The organism is Pseudomonas sp. NPDC087697 (assembly GCF_044743155.1).
Taxonomy (GTDB): Bacteria; Pseudomonadota; Gammaproteobacteria; order Pseudomonadales; family Pseudomonadaceae; genus Aquipseudomonas.
Map to the genome: position 1 here is coordinate 43,987 of NZ_JBIUVW010000027.1, position 19,679 is coordinate 63,665.

Annotated in this window: 17 protein-coding genes and 1 pseudogene; 6 read left to right on the plus strand and 12 right to left on the minus strand. The window is 54.2% G+C overall.

Annotation, left to right across the window (positions count from 1 at the left end; all coding sequences use genetic code 11):
• Positions 1-11: 11 nt before the first annotated feature.
• Entirely contained in the window at positions 12-1,706 is a 1,695-nt protein-coding gene (kdpA, locus tag ACIPIN_RS18370) for a potassium-transporting ATPase subunit KdpA (protein WP_401120739.1), read from the minus strand.
• Between the two features lie 8 nt (positions 1,707-1,714).
• Entirely contained in the window at positions 1,715-1,804 is a 90-nt protein-coding gene (gene kdpF, locus ACIPIN_RS18375; protein ID WP_093421975.1) for a K(+)-transporting ATPase subunit F, read from the minus strand.
• A 405-nt stretch (positions 1,805-2,209) separates the two neighbouring features.
• On the opposite strand from kdpF, the gene eat reads away from it, so the two are divergent.
• Together eat and ACIPIN_RS18385 are read left to right on the plus strand one after the other, a co-directional pair.
• On the plus strand, positions 2,210-3,574 hold the full coding sequence (eat, locus tag ACIPIN_RS18380) for an ethanolamine permease (protein WP_401120741.1): 1,365 nt from the start codon (positions 2,210-2,212) through the stop codon (positions 3,572-3,574).
• Positions 3,575-3,696: 122 nt separating this feature from the next.
• A complete protein-coding gene (locus ACIPIN_RS18385) occupies positions 3,697-3,864 on the plus strand; it encodes a DUF2897 family protein (protein ID WP_401120743.1) in 168 nt (55 codons plus the stop codon).
• A 92-nt stretch (positions 3,865-3,956) separates the two neighbouring features.
• Here ACIPIN_RS18385 and ACIPIN_RS18390 read toward each other — a convergent pair whose 3' ends face one another.
• Both ACIPIN_RS18390 and ACIPIN_RS18395 read right to left on the minus strand, forming a co-directional pair.
• The gene (locus ACIPIN_RS18390; RefSeq protein ID WP_401120745.1) at positions 3,957-4,808 is read right to left on the minus strand and encodes an urea carboxylase-associated family protein; all 852 of its coding nucleotides are present in this window, start codon (positions 4,806-4,808) and stop codon (positions 3,957-3,959) included.
• A gap of 15 nt (positions 4,809-4,823) precedes the next feature.
• Positions 4,824-5,477, minus strand: coding sequence for a GntR family transcriptional regulator (locus ACIPIN_RS18395; RefSeq protein WP_401120746.1), 654 nt, complete (start codon positions 5,475-5,477; stop codon positions 4,824-4,826).
• Between the two features lie 177 nt (positions 5,478-5,654).
• On the opposite strand from ACIPIN_RS18395, the gene ACIPIN_RS18400 reads away from it, so the two are divergent.
• Complete coding sequence (locus ACIPIN_RS18400) at positions 5,655-6,212, plus strand: TetR/AcrR family transcriptional regulator (protein WP_401120747.1); 558 nt, start codon at positions 5,655-5,657, stop codon at positions 6,210-6,212.
• 9 nt (positions 6,213-6,221) lie between these two features.
• Here the strand turns inward: ACIPIN_RS18400 and ACIPIN_RS18405 are convergent, their stop codons facing one another.
• The 3 genes and pseudogenes from ACIPIN_RS18405 to ACIPIN_RS18415 all read right to left on the minus strand — a co-directional run.
• Complete coding sequence (locus ACIPIN_RS18405) at positions 6,222-7,016, minus strand: SDR family NAD(P)-dependent oxidoreductase (RefSeq protein WP_401120749.1); 795 nt, start codon at positions 7,014-7,016, stop codon at positions 6,222-6,224.
• 220 nt (positions 7,017-7,236) lie between these two features.
• Complete coding sequence (locus tag ACIPIN_RS18410) at positions 7,237-7,572, minus strand: ComEA family DNA-binding protein (RefSeq protein WP_401120750.1); 336 nt, start codon at positions 7,570-7,572, stop codon at positions 7,237-7,239.
• 113 nt (positions 7,573-7,685) lie between these two features.
• Positions 7,686-7,823: pseudogene (locus tag ACIPIN_RS18415) on the minus strand (hypothetical protein); the annotation flags it as partial.
• Positions 7,824-8,933: 1,110 nt separating this feature from the next.
• Here ACIPIN_RS18415 and ACIPIN_RS18420 point away from each other — a divergent pair.
• Genes ACIPIN_RS18420 through ACIPIN_RS18430 form a run of 3 tightly spaced genes read left to right on the plus strand, consistent with a single transcriptional unit; the run spans position 8,934 to position 11,698 of the window.
• Positions 8,934-10,415, plus strand: coding sequence for a hypothetical protein (locus ACIPIN_RS18420; protein WP_401120752.1), 1,482 nt, complete (start codon positions 8,934-8,936; stop codon positions 10,413-10,415).
• Positions 10,416-10,419: 4 nt separating this feature from the next.
• Positions 10,420-11,346 carry a glycosyltransferase family 2 protein gene (locus ACIPIN_RS18425; RefSeq protein WP_401120754.1) on the plus strand — a complete coding sequence of 309 codons (927 nt, stop codon included), beginning with the start codon at positions 10,420-10,422 and terminating at the stop codon, positions 11,344-11,346.
• On the plus strand, positions 11,318-11,698 hold the full coding sequence (locus ACIPIN_RS18430; protein WP_401120756.1) for a GtrA family protein: 381 nt from the start codon (positions 11,318-11,320) through the stop codon (positions 11,696-11,698). Before ACIPIN_RS18425 ends, ACIPIN_RS18430 begins: the two co-directional genes overlap by 29 nt.
• A gap of 439 nt (positions 11,699-12,137) precedes the next feature.
• On the opposite strand, the gene ACIPIN_RS18435 is transcribed toward ACIPIN_RS18430, so the two are convergent.
• The 5 genes from ACIPIN_RS18435 to ACIPIN_RS18455 form a co-directional block, all read right to left on the minus strand.
• Entirely contained in the window at positions 12,138-14,132 is a 1,995-nt protein-coding gene (locus ACIPIN_RS18435; protein WP_401120784.1) for a polysaccharide biosynthesis protein, read from the minus strand.
• Between the two features lie 768 nt (positions 14,133-14,900).
• Positions 14,901-15,839, minus strand: a complete 939-nt coding sequence (locus ACIPIN_RS18440; protein WP_401120757.1) for an NAD-dependent epimerase/dehydratase family protein — start codon at positions 15,837-15,839, stop codon at positions 14,901-14,903.
• 53 nt (positions 15,840-15,892) lie between these two features.
• Positions 15,893-16,690: a Wzz/FepE/Etk N-terminal domain-containing protein gene (locus ACIPIN_RS18445; RefSeq protein ID WP_401120759.1), complete on the minus strand. Its 798-nt coding sequence runs from the start codon at positions 16,688-16,690 to the stop codon at positions 15,893-15,895.
• Between the two features lie 620 nt (positions 16,691-17,310).
• The gene (locus ACIPIN_RS18450; protein WP_401120760.1) at positions 17,311-18,438 is read right to left on the minus strand and encodes a hypothetical protein; all 1,128 of its coding nucleotides are present in this window, start codon (positions 18,436-18,438) and stop codon (positions 17,311-17,313) included.
• Entirely contained in the window at positions 18,435-19,349 is a 915-nt protein-coding gene (locus ACIPIN_RS18455) for a glycosyltransferase (RefSeq protein WP_401120761.1), read from the minus strand. The genes ACIPIN_RS18450 and ACIPIN_RS18455 overlap by 4 nt, the downstream gene beginning before the upstream one ends.
• Positions 19,350-19,679 lie beyond the last annotated feature (330 nt).

Below are 19,679 nucleotides of genomic sequence, written 5' to 3' on the forward strand. Positions count from 1 at the left end.
CATCAAATCCCTCAGAAGCCTATGCTCAAGTGTTCAGCGATAGGACCCAGCGCCAGGGTCGGCAGGAAGCTCAGACCACCCACCAGAAGAATGACCACAGTCAACAAAGTCACGAACAGCAGGCCATGGGTCGGGAAGCTGTTCTGGCCGATGGGCGCGGTTTTCTTCATCGCCAGGCTGCCGGCCAACGCCAGTACCGGGATGATGTAACCGAAGCGGCCGATCAACATGCCAAGGCCGAGCATCAGGTTATGGAACGTGGTGTTGGCACTAAAGCCGCCGAACGCAGAGCCATTGTTGGCGCTGGCCGAGGTATAGGCGTACAGCAACTGGCTGAAACCGTGGGCGCCAGGATTACTCACCGCTGCCACCGGGCCAGGCAGGCTCGCCGCGATCGCACCGAGCACCAGCACGCCGACCGGCATCACCAGCAAGGTCACCACCAGCAACTTGACTTCCTTGGCCTGGAGTTTTTTGCCGAGGTATTCCGGAGTGCGGCCGATCATCAAGCCGGCGAGGAACACCGCGATCAACACGTGGAGCAGCATGCCGTAGAGCCCGGCACCGACGCCGCCGAAGATCACTTCGCCGACCATCATGTTGACCAGCGCGATCATGCCAGTCAGCGGGTTGAGGCTGTCATGCATCGCATTGACCGAGCCGTTGGACGCCGCCGTGGTGGTCACCGACCAAAGCACGGACGCCGTGGTGCCGAAGCGCGCCTCCTTGCCTTCCTGCGGCGCAGTTTGTTCAACGGCAACGTTGTTCAGGGTCGGGTTCGGTTGATACTCGGCCCACAGCGACGTAGCACCGCCAATCAGGAACAACGCCAGCATACAAGCGATGATCGCCCGACTCTGACGCTGGTCTTTCACGTAATGACCAAAAGTGAACACCAGGGCGACCGGAATCAGGATGATCGACGCCATTTCAAACAGGTTGCTCCAGGCGTTCGGGTTCTCGAACGGGTGCGCCGAGTTGACACCGAAGAAGCCACCGCCGTTGGTGCCCAGCTGTTTGATAGCAATCTGGCTGGCTGCAGGTCCTAGCGGAATCACTTGATCCACACCTTGCATCGTCAGCGCGTTCACGTAATGGGCAAAGGTTTGCGGCACTCCCTGCCATACCAGGTACAGCGCCAGCAGCAGGCATATCGGCAGCAGACCGTAGAGGGTGGCGCGGGTCATGTCGACCCAGAAGTTACCCAGGTCTTTTGTCGATTTGCGGCCGATGCCGCGGCACAAGGCAACCAGCACGGCCAGGCCGGTGGCGGCGCTGACGAAGTTCTGCACGGTGAGGCCGACCATCTGGCTGAGGTAGCTCAGGGAGGCTTCACCGCTGTAGGACTGCCAGTTGGTGTTGGTCATGAAGCTGATGGCGGTGTTGAACGCCAGCGTCCACTCCTGACCCGGCAGTTTTTGCGGGTTGAGCGGCAAGTAGTCCTGGAACAACAGGATTGCGAACAACAGCAAAAAGCCCGCGAGGTTGAACGCGAGCAACGCCAGGGTGTATTTCTGCCAACTCTGTTCGCTTTGCGGGTCGACCCCGGCCACGCGATAACAGCCGCGCTCCACGGGCCCGAGGATCGGCGTCAGCCAGGTACGCTGGCCTTCCATCACCTTGTAGTAGAACCTTCCCAAGAACGGCGCCGGAATCAGCACCACGGCGAAAAAGGCGAGGATCAGCCAATAGTCATAACTGTGCATAGCCGCTCCTAGTTCTGATCCGCGCGCAACAGCGCAACCAGTAGATAAATGAACAGTCCCACCGCCAACAGCAGGGACACCCCGTCCAGAACACTCATGGAATTTCTCCGTCGTACGGCGACTGCCGCGTGTGGCGCAATTGTCCGCAGGAAGGCTGTAAAGGAACGAGAGCGAGGGGTTGGGCACGGCATAAAGAAAGCGTAAAGAGTGGCTTTATGCCGGCGTTACAGCGGTGCCCTGACGGGCCTCTTCGCGAGCAGGCTCGCTCCCACAGGGGATCAGTGTTGTATGGGCGAATGCATTCCAAATGTGGGAGCGAGCCTGCTCGCGAAGGCGGCATAACAGGTACCGCGGCTCCCAACTGGCGCACCAAAATGCGCGCATCCCGCAGCTAACATCCCCGATACGACAGCTTTCTGCGCTTTACGACGCACCAAACCGACATGGCACGCCCACTGCACACGCCCTCCCCGAGCTTTTCCAAACCGCTGCGGGAGAAACGCATGAACACACAACTCAAACCCACGTTGGGCACCCTGCATTTATGGGGGATCGCGGTCGGGCTGGTGATTTCCGGCGAGTACTTTGGCTGGAGTTACGGCTGGGGCGTGGCCGGAACTCTCGGCTTTCTGGTGACCTCATTCATGGTCGCGACCATGTACACCTGCTTCATTTTCAGCTTCACCGAACTGACCACGGCCATCCCTCACGCGGGCGGCCCTTTCGCCTACAGCCGCCGTGCCTTCGGTGAAAAAGGTGGACTGATCGCCGGCCTGGCAACGCTGATCGAGTTCGTCTTTGCTCCGCCCGCCATCGCCCTGGCCATTGGCGCTTACCTCAACGTGCAGTTCCCCGCCCTCGATCCGAAACACGCGGCGGTCGGCGCCTACATTGTGTTCATGGGCCTGAACATCCTTGGCGTGAAACTGGCGGCGACCTTCGAACTGGTGGTCTGTGTGCTGGCCGTCGCCGAGTTGCTGGTGTTCATGGGCGTGGTCGCCCCGGCGTTCAGCTTCAGCAACTTCGCCCTCAATGGCTGGGCCGGTTCCGATGTGTTCGGTGCACCGGCAATCGCCGGGATGTTCGCGGCGATTCCGTTTGCTATCTGGTTTTTCCTCGCCATCGAAGGCGCGGCCATGGCCGCCGAAGAAGCCAAGGACCCGAAACGGACGATTCCCAAGGCCTACATCAGCGGCATTCTGACCCTGGTGTTGCTGGCCATGGGCGTGATGTTCCTTGCCGGTGGCGTGGGTGACTGGCGGGCCTTGGCGAACATCAACGACCCGTTGCCGCAAGCGATGAAAACCGTTGTCGGTGAAAGCTCCGGCTGGTTGCACATGCTGGTATGGATTGGTCTGTTCGGGCTGGTGGCGAGCTTTCACGGGATCATCCTTGGCTACTCGCGACAGTTCTTCGCCCTCGCCCGTGCCGGTTACCTGCCGACGTACCTGGCCAAGCTGTCACGCTTCCAGACGCCGCACCGGGCAATCATCGCTGGTGGCCTGATCGGTATCGCAGCGATCTACAGCGACGGACTGATCAACCTTGGCGGCATGACCCTGACCGCCGCAATGATCACCATGTCGGTGTTCGGCGCTATCGTGATGTACATCATCAGCATGCTCAGCTTGTTCAAACTGCGTAAAACCGAGCCGAATCTGGAACGTACTTTCCTTGCGCCCGGCTACCCGTTCGTACCGGCGATCGCCCTGGCGCTGGCGGTGGTCTGCCTGGTGGCAATGGCCTGGTTCAATGCGCTGATCGGGGCGATCTTCCTTGGTTTCATGGCCGTCGGTTTTGTCTACTTCCTGCTCACCGCCCAGCTGCGCGCCGACGCCCCGGCCGATGCGATGCTGACCGGTCTTTGATGAGGTGACCCAGGCAGAACAGGCTTAGAATGGAACCACTGAGAAACGCTGTGACTCAAAGTGGACAGGCACGGCGTTGACGCGAAACCATTCGCGTCAAACCTGCCCTTAAGGAGAGCCCTATGCCCTGGTATGCCTGGTTGATTCTGGTGGTTGCTATCGGATCGATCGTCGGTGGCTTGATGCTGCTGCGCGACACCGCGAACAAGGTGGAGTTGACCGATGAGCAACGCAAACGCGTCGCTGAGCGCAACGCGGAAATGGACGCCAAGGACGCTCAGGATCGCTGATTAAAAAGATCGCAGCCTTCGGCAGCTCCTACGCAGTTCGTGTTCAATACGTAACTTTGTAGGAGCTGCCGAAGGCTGCGATCTTTCTGCCCTTATTTTTCCCAATCTGCCTTGGCGATATGCAAGCCATGCAGCCCCTTGTACGCCGCCCGCTCAGGCTGGCTCCAGCCTTCGAGCAACTCATCCTCCAACCGATAGATTTCCACACCCAACGGCCGGCAGACACTTAACGGATCCTGCGCATTCGGTCCCCACATTGGCAAAGACAAATCGCCCCCCGGACAGGTCGACAACGCACACAACAAATCAATCTCGGCGAAGAACTCCAGATAGTCGCCCTTCTGTGCCGGGCAGGCCTTCATGAAGTACATATCGTCGTGGTTGAGCCCCGTGCACTGAAAGATGTTCAACACGTCATGCACGTCGAACTCGGTCAAGCCGTGAGGTAAAACGGCGCGGGTCAGGTTCGAATGGCAGTGATGATGGAAGTCCTCACCGGTGAGCATCTTGTTCACATAGGGATCGCAGCGCGTGCCCAGCAAATCGTGCAAACGTCCACCGTGTTCGTCGATACCGTAATGGGCCAGGCTATCGTCGGTGATGGTCACCAGCGGTCGCAGAAATGGCAGGTTCGACCAGAGCCGATCATGGGTGCTGACATGGGCGCCCTGCAATTGCCGGGTCCGTGCAGCCCACAGCCGCTCACGCGGGTCATTGGCATTCCAGACATTGAAGTCCCCCACTTGCGGACCCACCGGTGTGGTCACGCGAAACACATGCCCTGCCGCCACGTGCCAGGCGCGTCCGGTGCGGATCGGCACTTCGAATTGTTCGATCAGCGTGCGCCCGGACGCGGTATCGCGGATCCGCTCGTAGAAGGCTTTATCGACCTGCAACGCCGAGCCCTTACTGACCTGATAAGCCGCGGGATAGTCTTTGTACATGGCATGAGTCCTTGATCAGTGATGGGAAGGATGGTTGAGCAACTCGAGCAGTTGCTGTTCGGAGTCGTCGAGATAATCGCTCAAGGCTTCGTACGCGCCGGGCTTGTCGCCTTCGACCAACTGGTCGTGAATAAGCCGGTCGCGCTCAAGCCAGGGTGCTTGAAAGCGTGACTCATCAGGCGCCGCACTGAACACCAGACGCAGTTGCGCAACGACATTGGTAAAGAATTCATCGAACAGCGGGCTGCGTAACAAGCCGACAATGTGTTGATGAAAGCGCAGGCTGTGCGTACCGACTGCCCGCCAGTCTTCACGCTCGCGAGCCAGTTGCGAGGCTTCAATGGCTTCGATCATGTAGTCGGATTGGTATTCGCGCAGCGGTCGGCTGGTCGTGATTGCCTGTAACTCCAGCGTGCGCCGGACCTGAAACAGATCGCGAACCTGATCGGCGCCGAGCTGGCGAACCATCACGCCTTTGTGGCGCACATAACGGGTGAGACCTTCCTGCCCCAGGCGATGCAGTGCTTCGCGGATGGTATTGCGCGAGGCGTTGTAGGCAATCACCAGATCACCTTCCACCAACGCCCTGCCTGGCAGCAAACGACCGCCGATGATATCGGCGCGCAACTCCAGTGTGATGTGGTCCGCCAGGGACAGTCCGCTACTCATGCTCATCGCCTCAGGATTGTTCAACAATCGTCAGTCAATGAGTAATCACTATTCATGCCAGTTGTTTATGCAAAGAACTACATTCGAGGAGGCGTCTGTATGCTTTATAGAAGTAGAAGTACAGTCACCATCCCATCTGCGTTGGTTAATATGGCGCATTGTCGTGGAGATTTTCAGATGCGTTACTCGCAGGACCATAAAGCCCAGACCCATCAGCGCATTATCAAGGAAGCAGCTGCTCGCTTTCGCCGCGACGGAATAGGAGCCACCGGCCTGCAACCTCTGATGAAAGCACTGGGCCTGACCCACGGTGGTTTTTACTCACACTTCAAATCCAAGGACGAACTGGTAGAGAAGGCCCTGCAAGCCGCCAGCGAAGAAGTCGACACGCGATGCGCCGAAATCTTCGCCCAGGAACGCCCGCTGGAAGCGTTCATCGACACCTACCTTTCCGAATGGCACCAGACATCACCCGATCAGGGTTGTCCGTTGCTTACGATGTCTGCGGAACTCGGCCAGCGTCGGCAACCTAGCCCGACCAGCGATGCGGTGCTCAACGCAAGGCTTGAGCAAGTGGAGCAAGCCCTCGGCAGCGAGGATGCCGCCGATCAGAGCATCATTATCATGTCGACCCTGGTCGGTGCATTGCTGTTGTCACGCAGCGTCGAAAACCCGGAACTGGCTCAGCGGATCCTCGACGTCGCGCGTGCGCACTTGAAAAAGCAGCCAGAGTGAAGCCTGCCTCTACTTGTAGCGAGAAGCCGCAGCATTTTTCGACAGGTTTGGCCCTAGCGCGTGGCGTGCGGTAACAAAAGCACTCCAGTCTGCGGCATCGGGTAGCGAAGGGATGGTGATCAACTCACCCTGATCGAATCCCGACAATGCCGCATCGACCATCTCCCCTGCTTCCATCACCATTTCTGCCGGGATAGCGCTGGCATCGATCCCTGAACGCTCCCAAATTTCGGTGCGTGTAACTCCTGGCAATACCGCCTGAACCTGCACACCCGAACCACTCAGTTCAGCATTCAGCGACTGCGTGAGACTCAGCACATATGCTTTGGTCGCGCTATAGGTCGCGTTGAAGCGTTCGGGAATCAGCGCAACCACCGACGCCACGTTGATAATCGAACCGCGCCCGACCGCCGAAAAATTCGCTGCTGCCGCAGAAGCCAAACGTGTTACCGCCACTACATTGAGCTGAATCATCCGCTCCAACTGATCCGTGTCTGAGCTAGCCAAAGAGCCATCCGCCGCGATGCCCGCATTGTTCAGCAGCAGGCTGATACCTGAGTCACTGCGCAGACGCTGCTCGACTGCCAATAAATCAGCTTTGAGCGTGAGGTCCGCCTTCAACACCTCGACCTGCACGCCATGCTCGGCGCGCAACCTTGTTGCAGCGGCCTGAAGACGTTGCTCATCGCGAGCCACCAGCAACAAGTCAAAACCACGCGCCGCCAACCGCTCGGCATAGATAGCACCAATACCGGAAGAAGCGCCGGTGATCAGAGCATTACCTTTGGACTGGATAGGATTCATAGCTGCACTCCTGGGAGATGTCTGAAGGATGTTGAATGCCCCAGGTTCAGGGAACCTTTGCGGGCGACGGATTTATTATAGTCATAATTTAAACAAAATATGACAGCCGTAATTTTTATTTCCGGACAAAAGGCGGAGTCGCTCCGCCTTCTGGGAAAATCGATCGCCGGAAAATAAGAAGGCCGGTCAATGACCGGCCTCTGGCGCTAGCTTCTACAAATCAGTTCACCTCAAGCTTGTCGCGGTTCTTGTCCAGAATCGCCTTGCCGATGCCCTTGACCTCCAATAACTCATCCACCGATGCAAATGGCCCATTACTCTCGCGATACGCAACAATCGCCTTGGCCTTGGCCTCACCTACCCCGGCGAGCTCACGTTGGAGTGTCGTTGCATCTGCTGTATTGAGATCGACTTTTGCAGTCTCCCCGGACGGTGCAACCTGTAACGCCAATGGCGCGGTTACAACCTCGGGCGTGGTCGCCGGTGCAGCGATAGCAGCAATAGAGGCGCTGGTCAGCAGGGCAAAAACCAGAGAGTAGAAATAGCCTGTACGCATAAGTGACGCTCCATGACATCGATTGGAAGAAGCAGCTTTTCCGAAGCTGCCTTCCAAACTTAGGCGATGTCTGGCGCCTGTCAAAAATGTGTTTGTTGCAGGATGTGAAACAATCAGGGTTCAAGGCGTCGCTGTTGGTAGATCCAGTCGACGATTTCGCCATCGGGGCTGTAACCGCTGACGGTTTCGCGCAGGAGTTGGCGGACGCGCGAGTAGTCGTCCTGATCAACGGCGACCAGCAACTCAGTCAAGCGACCCAGACTAGACGTCGCCATTCTCAGCCTCGGATGCGAATGCCAACAAATCCTGTAACACAAGTAATTGCGGGCCCAAGGCCGCACCACTCGACTCTTTCCCAGGGTAATCCGCACGACCTTCCTGCTTATGCCTGTCGGATCTACGTCACACCCTTCCGTGCAAGTATCGGGCTTTGGTCATCATGGCCACCTTACCCCGCTGGACCGCCTAATCCGCCTCCCGCCGGTTAGGACAGCATCACGCCTCGGGCTTACTTCGGATTCGCAGTCACCCGCGATACCCTTCCCCCTGGCTAACACTTCCCTTGCTGGGTGCGCAGAGGACTTTCATCTCCAAGTCACCAATGAGGCCACCACAGCCAAGCTGGTTGCTCCTGCGCGCGACGTGCCATGACTAGCGTATTTGCAAAAAGGCCGGTCAATCACCGGCCCCTGGAGCTGATTGACCACCTAATAAGGCATTGCGGCACTGGTTGCCCTGCTAGTGGCAGGGAAATTGTTGAGCAAAGCTGCATCACTCCGGAGCCATCAGCATCATAAGCGTCAGATTGATGAACTCTTCTTTCCTGTCGAAGGCGTCTAAGGCACCGCATAAGTTGTCGGCGACTTCAGCGGCTCTGCGCTCAACCCAAACAGACAGTCAAAAATGGCGGCCTTAGGGCGGTTAGTTTTCGTTGATTTTGTAAAGAATGAAGGGGACAAGATCAGAATTCGGCGGGAATTCATGTGTGAAATAGCTCGCGCGGAGGGGATGGTGTTGGGTCGGCAAAGCCGGAGAGGCCTAGGCTACCTCTTGTGAGCTCATCTGTTTGCGGCCGAGAGTGACATGACCGAAATAGCATAGCTAATTTCTCGAAGATTTATTCTAGATACAGCGCTGGCCGCTGCCTCACTTGATTAGGCCACACACTATCTGATAATGTTATCAGTTCTTGAAAAATGCATTGAGCCGTCAAAAGCATTCAGTGAATTGGGGGGCAATATCTACATGATGTCAAAACCAGCGCAAAATACCCAATGAGTACAATACACGCCTCCTCTATTGGTGGATAAACTTCGTAATCACGGCCTACAGGCTGTGCACCATAAGTAAAATACAACGAAATGAATAAGCTATCTGGTATTGACCGCCATGCACTAATGGGCTGTGTGGGGGTCCTGTTCATGGTGTTCTGGCTCTCTTTTAATTTCAATCACGGCGAAAGAATTCAGCACAACGATGGTCTAGGCTGGGACGGCGCCGCCTATGCTGACTGGGCGCAACGCGACTCAATAGAGATACTTAACAGTCACACAGTGTCCGAATATTATATCGGCCGCCTGCTTCCCTCCATCATCATTCATAACGCCACGAAGTTGCTGGATTATAATATAACTTCAACCCCTAGAGTGATACACGCCTTTTACTTATTCAATGTCAGCCTACTTGTCATTGCAGCAGGATTACTTGTCCTGATCGGCCGACATTATCAATGGCGAATGCCTATTTACTTCTTGGGCTTCAGTGCACTGTTTTTCAATTACCCTGTGCTCACCAACCTTTCCTATAACCCAACTCTGACGGATATTTCTGGTTACGTCCTAGGCCTGGGTATTTTCTATGCCTACATCAAAAACCGCTTCGCCCTTTTGGTAGTGCTCAGCTTCCTCTGCTGCTTTGTATGGCCCACGATGCTTTACGGCGCGCTACCGATGATCATGCTAGGTAGGGCCAGCGTCGCCAACCGCCCGCCCTCTCTGCATAGCCACCTGTTAGCATTGCTGGTTGCCATCTCCCTGATTGCGCTTGCCGCCTACCTATATGCCAATGGCCTACGACAATCCTTAGGCACAACCGTTTTCAAGAATGAGATTCTTCCACTCAGCATAATTCTGTTCATTACCTACATTTACTTAGCCCTAAGGCCGATGATCGACGTGCCCGCCTACCTGCGGGCATCCAGGTACATCAAGGTGGCTCCAGTGGTAGTGGGTATCCTCCTGTACGTATCGGTCAAAGCAATAGTCTTTCACTTTTCCGACCAGACGCCTGGCCCACTCACAATCACCAGCTATCTAGGCCTCTTTACACAGGCATCCTTGTCAAACCCGTTGATCAACGTCGTTGCGCACGCTATGCACTATGGTCCGTTTTACATGATCGCCATCTTGCTCTGGCCGCGTATCGCTGCGCAGGCAAAAGCCGAAGGCCTGGGTCTTAGTGTCTTCATCGCCTTGTTTGCCTTCCTGTCCATCGGTTCCGAATCACGTCAGTTCCTCAATGCCTGGCCGGCTCTTGCAATGCTGACGTGCCAGGCACTGAACAAGTTGGGCGATGAGCGCAAGGTCGACTGGTGGTTTACCTATGCCGTCGCCGGCATGGCACTGATCCTGTCCAGGTTCTGGCTGAGTATAAATGTCGGCCCATGGACGGGTAACTTCCAGGCATTCCCGGACCAGATGCTCTACATGTATTCCGGCCCGTGGCTCTCTCACCAGATGTATGGTGTTTTTCTCGCTGTGACGCTGCTCTGCTTCATTAGCCTGCTTACATTGCTGCGCCAGCCGTCCAGTTCACCCGTGCGCACATCGACACAGGAAGTATGATCCGATGAAAACGCTATCCATTGTGGTACCTGTCTATTTTAACGAAGGCTCCTTGCCGGATCTATTCAGTAAGCTTCTGTACATAGAGCAGTTACTCAATCAACAAGACATGCTGCTGGAGCTCATTTTCGTCGACGATGGCTCCCAAGACAACTCACTGAATTTGCTCAGACAGTTCGTGATTACGCGCCCGGGCAGCAAAGTGATCAAGCTAAGTCGTAATTTCGGAGCCATCAGTGCGGTAAAAACTGGTCTCAATTACATCACCGGGGATTGCTTTCTGTTCTTGGCCGCCGACCTTCAGGACCCGCCAGAACTCATCCCGGAAATGGTTAGCCGCTGGAAAAACGGTACCAAGTACATCATCTGTGAGCGCACAGATCGACAAGACCCACTGGGGTCAAAAATATTCTCAGCAGTGTATTACAAGCTATTGCGCAAGTTCGTGATGGCAAGCTATCCGAAAAATGGTTTTGACCTCGCCCTCATGGACGGACAGCTTCTGCCCTATCTTAAAGACAGTGGCAAGCATATCAACTTCCCTCTATTCCCATATTGGCTAGGGTTCACCCCCGAAAAAATACCTTACGTTCGTGTGGCTCGCGAGCATGGAAAGTCCAGGTGGACTTTCGGAAAAAAATGGAAACTGCTTATCGACTCCATTTTTTCGTTTTCCTTCGCTCCGGTCAGGCTGATTTCGGCAATAGGCCTGATAGTGTCGCTGGGTAGCTTCGCTTATGGCACCGTTGTGGTGCTGAGTGCACTGCTTGGCAAGGTTGCAGTGCCTGGGTTTGCGACACTGGCCACCCTCGTCTCCTTCCTGCTGGGCCTGATCATAGTAATGCTTGGTGTGATGAGCGAATATATTTGGAGGATATTTGATGAGGTCAACAGACACCCTCATGCAGTTATTGAAGAAGAAATTCTTTAATTTAGAATTCATTAAATTTCTTATCGTTGGTTGCATCAATACCGGCGCTGGATATATTTTCTATCTGGCGTTTATTCAAGTGTTGGTATACACATATGCTTATTCGCTTTCGTATGCCTTAAGTATCGTAATTTCGTACGCTCTCAATGCGCGTTACGTCTTCAACGAACCCCTTTCCCTGAAAAAGCTTCTCTCGTTCCCGCTTGTTTACGTCGTTCAATACCTAAGTGGTTTATGCCTGATATACATCGCTGTTGAACAGCTCTCTATCCCCATCACCCTAGCTCCGCTCCTAGTTGTAGTTATCACCCTGCCGATCACCTTCCTACTTGCTCGATTTATTGTGAAATAGCGTGGTGCGGAGAAAAACACCAGTGATCTGGCCGGCACACCGGGCTTGGAACTGAACGAGCTCGATGAGCCGAACCCAAGTGCTTCGAGGAGGTAGAGACCATCGATATGATGCGCAAAACGGAATAGTCCGCACTCAATATTCACTCTGCAAGAAGATCCGCGCCAGCACTCTCAATGGCACGTTCAATCTGGCGGAAACCAAGTACACGGATTGCTGAATGGTCAATCGACTTAATCGAGATATCATAGTCGTAACTTTAAATCCGCCGCTGGAAGGGGCTGCACCGTCACCGCCGCCAATGCAAAAAGGCCGGTCAATGACCGGCCCCTGGTGTTGAGTTACAAGCTTAGTTCACCACGTTTTTTGCGGCGCTTATCCAGAATCGCTTTTCCGATTCCCTTCACTTCCATAACTCCTCCACCGAGAGGTAAAACAATCAGAGTTCGAGGCGACGTTGTTGGTAAATCCAGTCGACGATCTCACCGTCGGGGGTGTAGCCGCTGACGGTTTCGCGTAGAAGTTGGCGAACACGTGAGTAGTCGTCTTGATCAACCGCCACCAGCAACTCAGTCAAGCGACCTTTCAGGACGTCCCAGGCGAGGTGATCTTCGTTCGCGCTCATGATCATCGGGTGCTGGGTAGCCGATACGTTCTCGCCAATCAGCAGCTCTTCGTACAGTTTTTCGCCTGGACGCAACCCAGTGAACTCAATGGAAATGTCGCCGTGCGGGTTCTTGTCCGTACGAATGCTCAATCCCGACAAATGGATCATTTTCTCCGCAAGTTCAACGATCTTCACCGGCTCGCCCATGTCCAGCACGAACACATCACCGCCCTGCCCCATGGAGCCCGCCTGGATTACCAGTTGCGCGGCTTCAGGAATGGTCATGAAATAGCGGGTGATCTTCGGATGGGTGACCGTCAGCGGTCCGCCCGATTTGATCTGGCTATGGAAAAGCGGGATGACGGAACCCGACGAGCCAAGGACATTGCCGAAACGAACCATCGTGAAACGTGTTTTGTTGACCCGCGAAACGTTCACCTTGTCGCCGAACAATACGGGCGCAATTTCGCGGCTGAGCGCTTGCAATGTCAACTCGGCAAGACGCTTGGTGCTGCCCATTACGTTTGTTGGACGGACCGCTTTGTCGGTCGATATCAGCACGAAATTGGCCACACCTGTCTGTAGCGCCGCTTGAGCCGTGTTGAGCGTTCCAATTACGTTATTCAGCACGCCCTCAGCAATATTGTGTTCGACCATCGGCACATGCTTGTAGGCGGCAGCGTGGTAGACCGTGTCGACACGCCAGGTTTTCATCACATCCAGAAGCTTGTCTTTATGACGGATGGACCCAAGAATCGGCAACAGCTGAACCGCAGACGATTCTCGACAACTGCGTTGCTCAAGTTCGGACAGGATGCTGTAGAGATTAAATTCACTGTGCTCGAACAGCAGCAGCGTAGTGGGTCCCAGGGCGAAAATCTGTCGGCACAGTTCGGACCCGATCGAGCCGCCAGCCCCCGTTACCATGACCGTTTTGCCGCGGATACAGCGTTCCAGCAACTCAGGCTGCGCAGGCACCGAGTCGCGACCTAGCAAGTCGGCGATATCGACTTCCCGAATATCCTCAACCTTCACGCGGCCGCTGGCCAAATCAGTAAAGTTGGGGACGCTGCGCACGTGTAGCGGAAACCCTTCCAGTACATTGAGAATTTCCCGGCGCCGAGCGCGAGTCGAAGACGGCAGCGCAAGAAGGATCTCCTGGGCACCAGTGACATCGATCATCTGCTGGATGTGTTTGGGTTTGTAGACGTGCAAGCCAGAAATGGAGCGATCGGCAATGCTGGAGTCGTCATCGATGAATGCGACCGGTCGCATGACACGACCCATACGCAATGCTGCTACCAGTTGATTGCCCGCTACGCCCGCGCCGTAGATAGCGACCTTGGTCAAACCGTCATCACGATTTGTGAAAGGAACGTACTGGGTGGCGGTGAACCAGTCGCCCATGAAATACTGGCGCATGAATAGGCGTAGGCCGCCGATGATGACGAGGCTCAACCACCAGTAGTTGAATATGACGGATCGGGGAACAACTGCCTCGTGATTGCCGTACCAGTAGACGATCAAAGCAAGGATCAGCGAGGAAAGGCTGACCGCTTTGATGATGGCAACAAGGGCATCGTTACCAAAATACCGCATTACGGCTCGGTACATGCCGAACCGTATGAACAAGGGAATCGCGATAAGTGGCGCACAGACGAATAGCCATATATGAATTTTGAAAGGATTGATCATCTCATCAATCCCCAAACGCACCATGAACGCCATCCACAGTGCTACCCAAACGAGAATAACGTCCGCGAACACTTGGATTAACCGCTTCTGCCGACGCGGAAGCCCCAGCAAAAATATCCTCAGCCTATCCATATAGCCTTGCCCCAAAATGCCCTACTCCCTTGCTTGAACTCGTTGAAGCCCATTGTACGTAGGTAGGCATCGTCGTAACAGGAAAAAACGACGTCCGTAGGATCTACTGACAGGTTTGTGCGACCCACCAGACTAACGTGGGTTAACCGTGGCGGACGTTGCGATGGACAATCTGAGCGCGCGATAGGGCCGGTTCCGGCGCTCAGGACGAGCAGCGTGAAAGCAGATGCCTACTCTGACTTTCCTCCCGACAGGCGCCGGGGCAGCAGCGCGTTTTCTTCTTCAAGATGAACAATACGGCCTTTGTTAGACTCGCGGATCCGGCGGGCCACAGGCCTGCACATCTAAATCCAGGATGAGTATAGTCGGATCTCGCCCCCCTAAAGTACCTGGGTGCCGGTTTCGTCGCAGTAGATAACCAGGCGCTCCAGCAATGGGCCAGGCCTAACATTCAACAGCTATTGCAGGTTCTCGCCGCGCTGGGCTATCTAGCGGGCAAAGGGGAAAATGCACGGCGATCGCCGCCAAGGATAGCGACTATGATCGCTAAATCGCTGTGACCGGAACAGATCAACAGGCTCACAAAGCGGATGCAGTTTCTGAGCACCCTCGAGCGGCCCATTGTAGTTCGCCGCGCCCCGAGCGCAGGCAGGGGCGACGTCTACTTTTAACCTCAACAGCTGCTTTCACCTTGTGGATCGCTGCTACCTGCAACATATTTGGCCGTGTTAGTTCTCGTCCCATTTCAGCAGCGGCCGATCATCTGTACTACAAACCTCGGTAACTGGCGCTCTCTTTCCGAAGGTTTGCCTCGACGTTACGCTCGGGATTCCAGCCCAGCGTCCGCTGGGCATTGGAGCTGTCCACTTCCAGTGAACAGCAAAGTTGCTGATAAAGTGCTTGCTTGCCTACCAGTGAGAACAATGTCTTCAGCAATACTGGTGGAACAGGCAACTGTATACTCCGCTTGCCCATCCCTCGCGCCAGTGCTCGCACCATAGCAGCAGTCGATATTGCTGGCTCATCAGCGACCAGGAATAATCCCCCCGCCGCTTTCGGATGTTGTGCAGCGAGCAAGATGAAATTGCAAAGGCTCTCAACGCTGATAACACTGCGCCTGTTGGCTACCCCAGCGAACGGCGTCGGCACGCCGCTGGCGACCAGTTTCAATAGACGCCGAAAATTCCCCGGTGCGTGAACCCCGTACACCAGCGGTGGGCGAATAATCACCAACTCGGTAGGCGTATCTTTAAAAAGAGAAGTCAGACCCAGCTCAGCTTCGTGCTTGGCAATCGCATAAGGAGCGTGGGGAGCTACTGGTGACAGCTCAGTGAATGCCTTCCCGTGTGTTTCATTTCCGTTCACACCGATGGAACTAATGAAAACAAACCGCTGTACACCACTTAGCAAGCAGACCTCGGCTAGTCGGATGCATGCATCTCGATTGACTTTCCGAAACGCCTCCAGCGGGTTTTGCTCATGGGCCGTCTTCACATGCGCCCGCCCCGCCAGATGAATGACACAGTCGACTGTTTCCAGTCGATCTGACCAAGCTCCGATGTCGTCGAGCTCTCCAAGCACTACTTCGCCGCATGCGATTTCCGGAGGCCTACGATGCAGCGCCACCACTTCATGCCCCTCAGCCAACAGCTGCTCGCATAAGTTGCGGCCAATGAACCCGGAGGCTCCCGTCACAAATATCTTCATACACCCTCCTTAGCTAAACTGTCATGCGCCAGCTCTGCAACTGGAGCATGCTTTCAGCATTTACCAACCCGCCTCAGGCAAGCCGCCAAAAGTCCCACCAGCAACCCGGTAATAAGCCCCAAAAGAATCACGGGTGATTTCCGCGGGAATACGGCTTCAGGAGAAGGATAAAGAGAAATCAGCTGCGTGGGCACGTAACCCAATGCGTATTCGTATTTGCGCAATGCGGTTTCGATTTTGTTGATGGCATCTCGGTGCGCGAGGTAGATGGCCATTCCCTCCGCCAACCCGCCCCCGCCCCCTAGCGCGTCTAAATGAGCTTGTCGCGATTTACGAAGATCAGCAACCATTTGCGAAAGACGTTCCCGGCCGGGCTGGCTTAAAGCATCCTGTTGCTGGCGAACCATTTCGAAAATACTTTCGGCGCATTTTGAAGCATGCTCCGCGCCTCGAGCTCGGACGTTGACCGTAAGAAAAGCCGGCTGACCTTCGGCAGTGTACCGAGCCAGCTTGGTCATCAGCTGTTTAGCCTCTGGCACATCGTCGAGGCCACACTCACGCAGGACTTCGCTCGAATAAGCGGCAGGGCTGTTCAGCCGCGCAATGACTAAAGTTGCAGACTCAACCTGGTTAGGAATCGGCAGGCCGTCAGCGTCCAACCCACGGTTTTCAGCCATTTTTATTATCGCAGAGGCTTCGTACTCTGACGGGGTAACCAATAAATAGGCGGTAGCTCCCAGCAAGCCCAAAACAGCGCCGGCAGTGATAAATTTCCAGCCTTGTGTCAAAAATTTCAGCAATGACACAAATGTAAAAGCTTCCACATCATTTTTCACTTCAGGGTCGTGCATAAAGCATCACTCGCGTAAGTTAAAGTTAGGCTATCTGGTCCGGACTCGATAATCCGCCCCCTTCCCAAGCTCGTTGAGAAGACACAGGAAAAAATACAAACCCCGCATAAGCTCGCGGATAATTTGCACACCTGTAGGGGCAAGCTGGCCTAGCTGTCGGACGACCAGGAGCGCCCCTCTAAAACCGTATAAAGAGGGGCCGGGTTCCGCTAAATTTTTGCGCAAACACGTGGAGTCGTATTGACCTACCACCGTACGGTGCGGCCTCCACCCCGATAAAGCCGAGGTGCAAGAGAATACCGCGCCACTTCTGTCAAAAATAAATGCAGGTTGTATTGTACTGAAATACAGGTGCGTGTGCGTATAGCTGTCACACACCCGCTGATGAACAATTTTCACGCTTGGTGCATAGCGAACCTTGTCTTGAGGGTGATGGGCTGGTTAATTTCCGCATCTTTTGAAATTATCAAACTAGCGTTCGTTTGGTCCACCATATTAATTATCACCTTCCGAACTATCTTAACGTGTACCGCGCAATGAGAGCTACCCACGAAAATGTTGCCTGCACTTGGCACAACAGGTCGCGGCCTGACTTGCAGGTCATAAAACAGACTAAGATGTTAGCTTTTTCTGTCATATTTCGATATTGCTATTAAGGGTACCCGGTATGTAAATATTTGCATGAGTAGACACAATGCAATGAAGCTCAGATTGGTCCAAGTGTAGGCCTGGGGGGCGAAGCCTGCCATCACACAAGAGTAACTGATGCGCAAAAATATCAAGAGCGAGATTATATTCGGGCGCATTCTAAATAAATGAACGGACGCGACTAGTGACAGGTACAAAAACAATGCCGCACCCACCGCACCCACAGGCCCCCACGCCATCAGGAAGGGGAAATATTCTGTTCCAACGTTAATGACAGGCTCATCAAATGGAATAGCAGACCCCAATGTTTCTACTCCGCCTGCCTGGGGAACCAATTGATTAATTAAGAAATCTGAATCGATGTAACCTTTAGCCATAATTGAACTAAAGTTGTAAATTCCCGCGCCAATGTAGAGTAAAATCCATTTAAACCCGGGTGAAGCCGCGACGTAGAAGTCGCTAAAAGGTAATGCCACCCAATCAAGGCGCCCCGAACGAAACTGCCCCAATTTAGCAAAAAGAAGCAGTGCCCCTACCAAGCTGACAATCAGGGTTTTCCAGGGAATTTGCCGCTTGGAGAAAAAGACCATAGTTACGGCCAATCCATACACCGAGGTAAAAAGCCGGTTTCGGTCCAGTACCAGAACTGGAAATGCCAGCCCTACAGCAATGAAAAAAAATCTGATGCGTTTATCTGGGTAGCAGAGCAATCCTACAATGGGGAGCACCCAGCACATATTCGAGATATGTCGAACATGCGATCGACCGCCATCGAAGTTGGCGTAGATCTCCGGATTGAGTAATGGCAGTGGAAATAACGTCAAGTCGAGAATGCAGGCCGCCAGCACCAACCAGGCCAACACCTTCACCCAATAGCATTCGGGCGAGCGATCAAAGGGCACGAGTTGTAGTGCGCGGCGCGCGGGCAAACGAACACCTAGCACCGTATCGAATACTAAGGCCAAGGCGGCGACCACAATCAAAATCGAAATACCGACGCCGTAACCCTTAGGCAGTTCAAATGTAAGCAGCGCAATAAGGCAACTGCCCAGCAAGGGCAGCGAGAAAAATATCGAGGGAGACCGATGGAAATCTTTCATGCGCCGCCCTTTTTAGAGTTACTCATGCTTTCCAACTCCCCCGCAATGCGAAATGCAATATATCCCGCCATATAAAATGAAGTCTTGAGCCACTGCCGTTTTAAAAATGAAACCTTTGCGTCGACCAAGTGACACTGTGCTTGAAGCATCTTTTTATAAGGGCCGTGGAATTTTGAAATGTGCCGTTTAGCTACTTTTCCGGACTCTTGGAGATTCCTGATTCTGGACGCGACGTCGGGAGTTCGGCAGGTATTGGTGCTGTGTACTCGGTATGCACATACGCGCTCATCGATGAAGCCCAGCCCACCTTGTGCCGCTATCCGGAGAAAAAAATCCCAATCATCAATCCGCAGCCCCTCGTCCCAGCCTTCACCGCCAGTAACGAATGCTTTGCGCACCATCGGGACAGGGCCCGCAACCGCCCAGTCCGTAATAACCGACGCTATAATGCCTTTATCAGAAAGGTATCTTTGCTTGTTCGCTCGGTGCAAGCCAGTCATGCCGCTGTCGTGGATCACTTTGCCATGCTCGTCGACAACAATGGAGTCACCAATGACAGCCAACTTATCCGGGTAGTTTAGCAAATAGTCGACCAGCTTTTGGCTTCCTCCCGATAAGAAATAATCATCACTGGCGCCCAACCTGAGAAAATCGCCGTTTGCCAAGCTTGTGAGCTCATTTATAGTCGCCGTTACACCTTTGTTTGGGCGACTCTTATAGATTACGTTTATACTCTCGGCGTGGCGCGACAGCCATTGTTCGATCACCTTCGCGGTATTGTCGGTAGAACCATCATCAATGATCACAATTTCTTTATTGCCATAAACATCGGCTAAAATACTATCAAGGCAGCATTGAACGTATTGGTCATGATTGTAAGCAGGTACGATGTAAGATACTAAAGGTACCAATACGTCCTCCGGACATTGTTGCGACCGAAATAAGGCCTAATTGAATAATCGCATTTTATATACTATGGCATGCTGGGAGTCAACCGAAGGGTCTCCTGTTTGCACAAGGTTCAGTCCATCCAGGCTTCTTATGCGCGCGCCTTTTTCCGCCGCGAGGGCTGCGGAAAGCTGATCTTTTAGTCGTTCCGCGGCGCCTTGCGCGTCTCCCGCACTGAGGTATTTCATGGTTTTCTGTGTTGACAACCTTGCAGGAGTACTTTAGGTCAACGGTTCAATATCTGTAACCGCTCCATGAACCCCACATTCAAAGCCGCAATTTGATGCTGGATG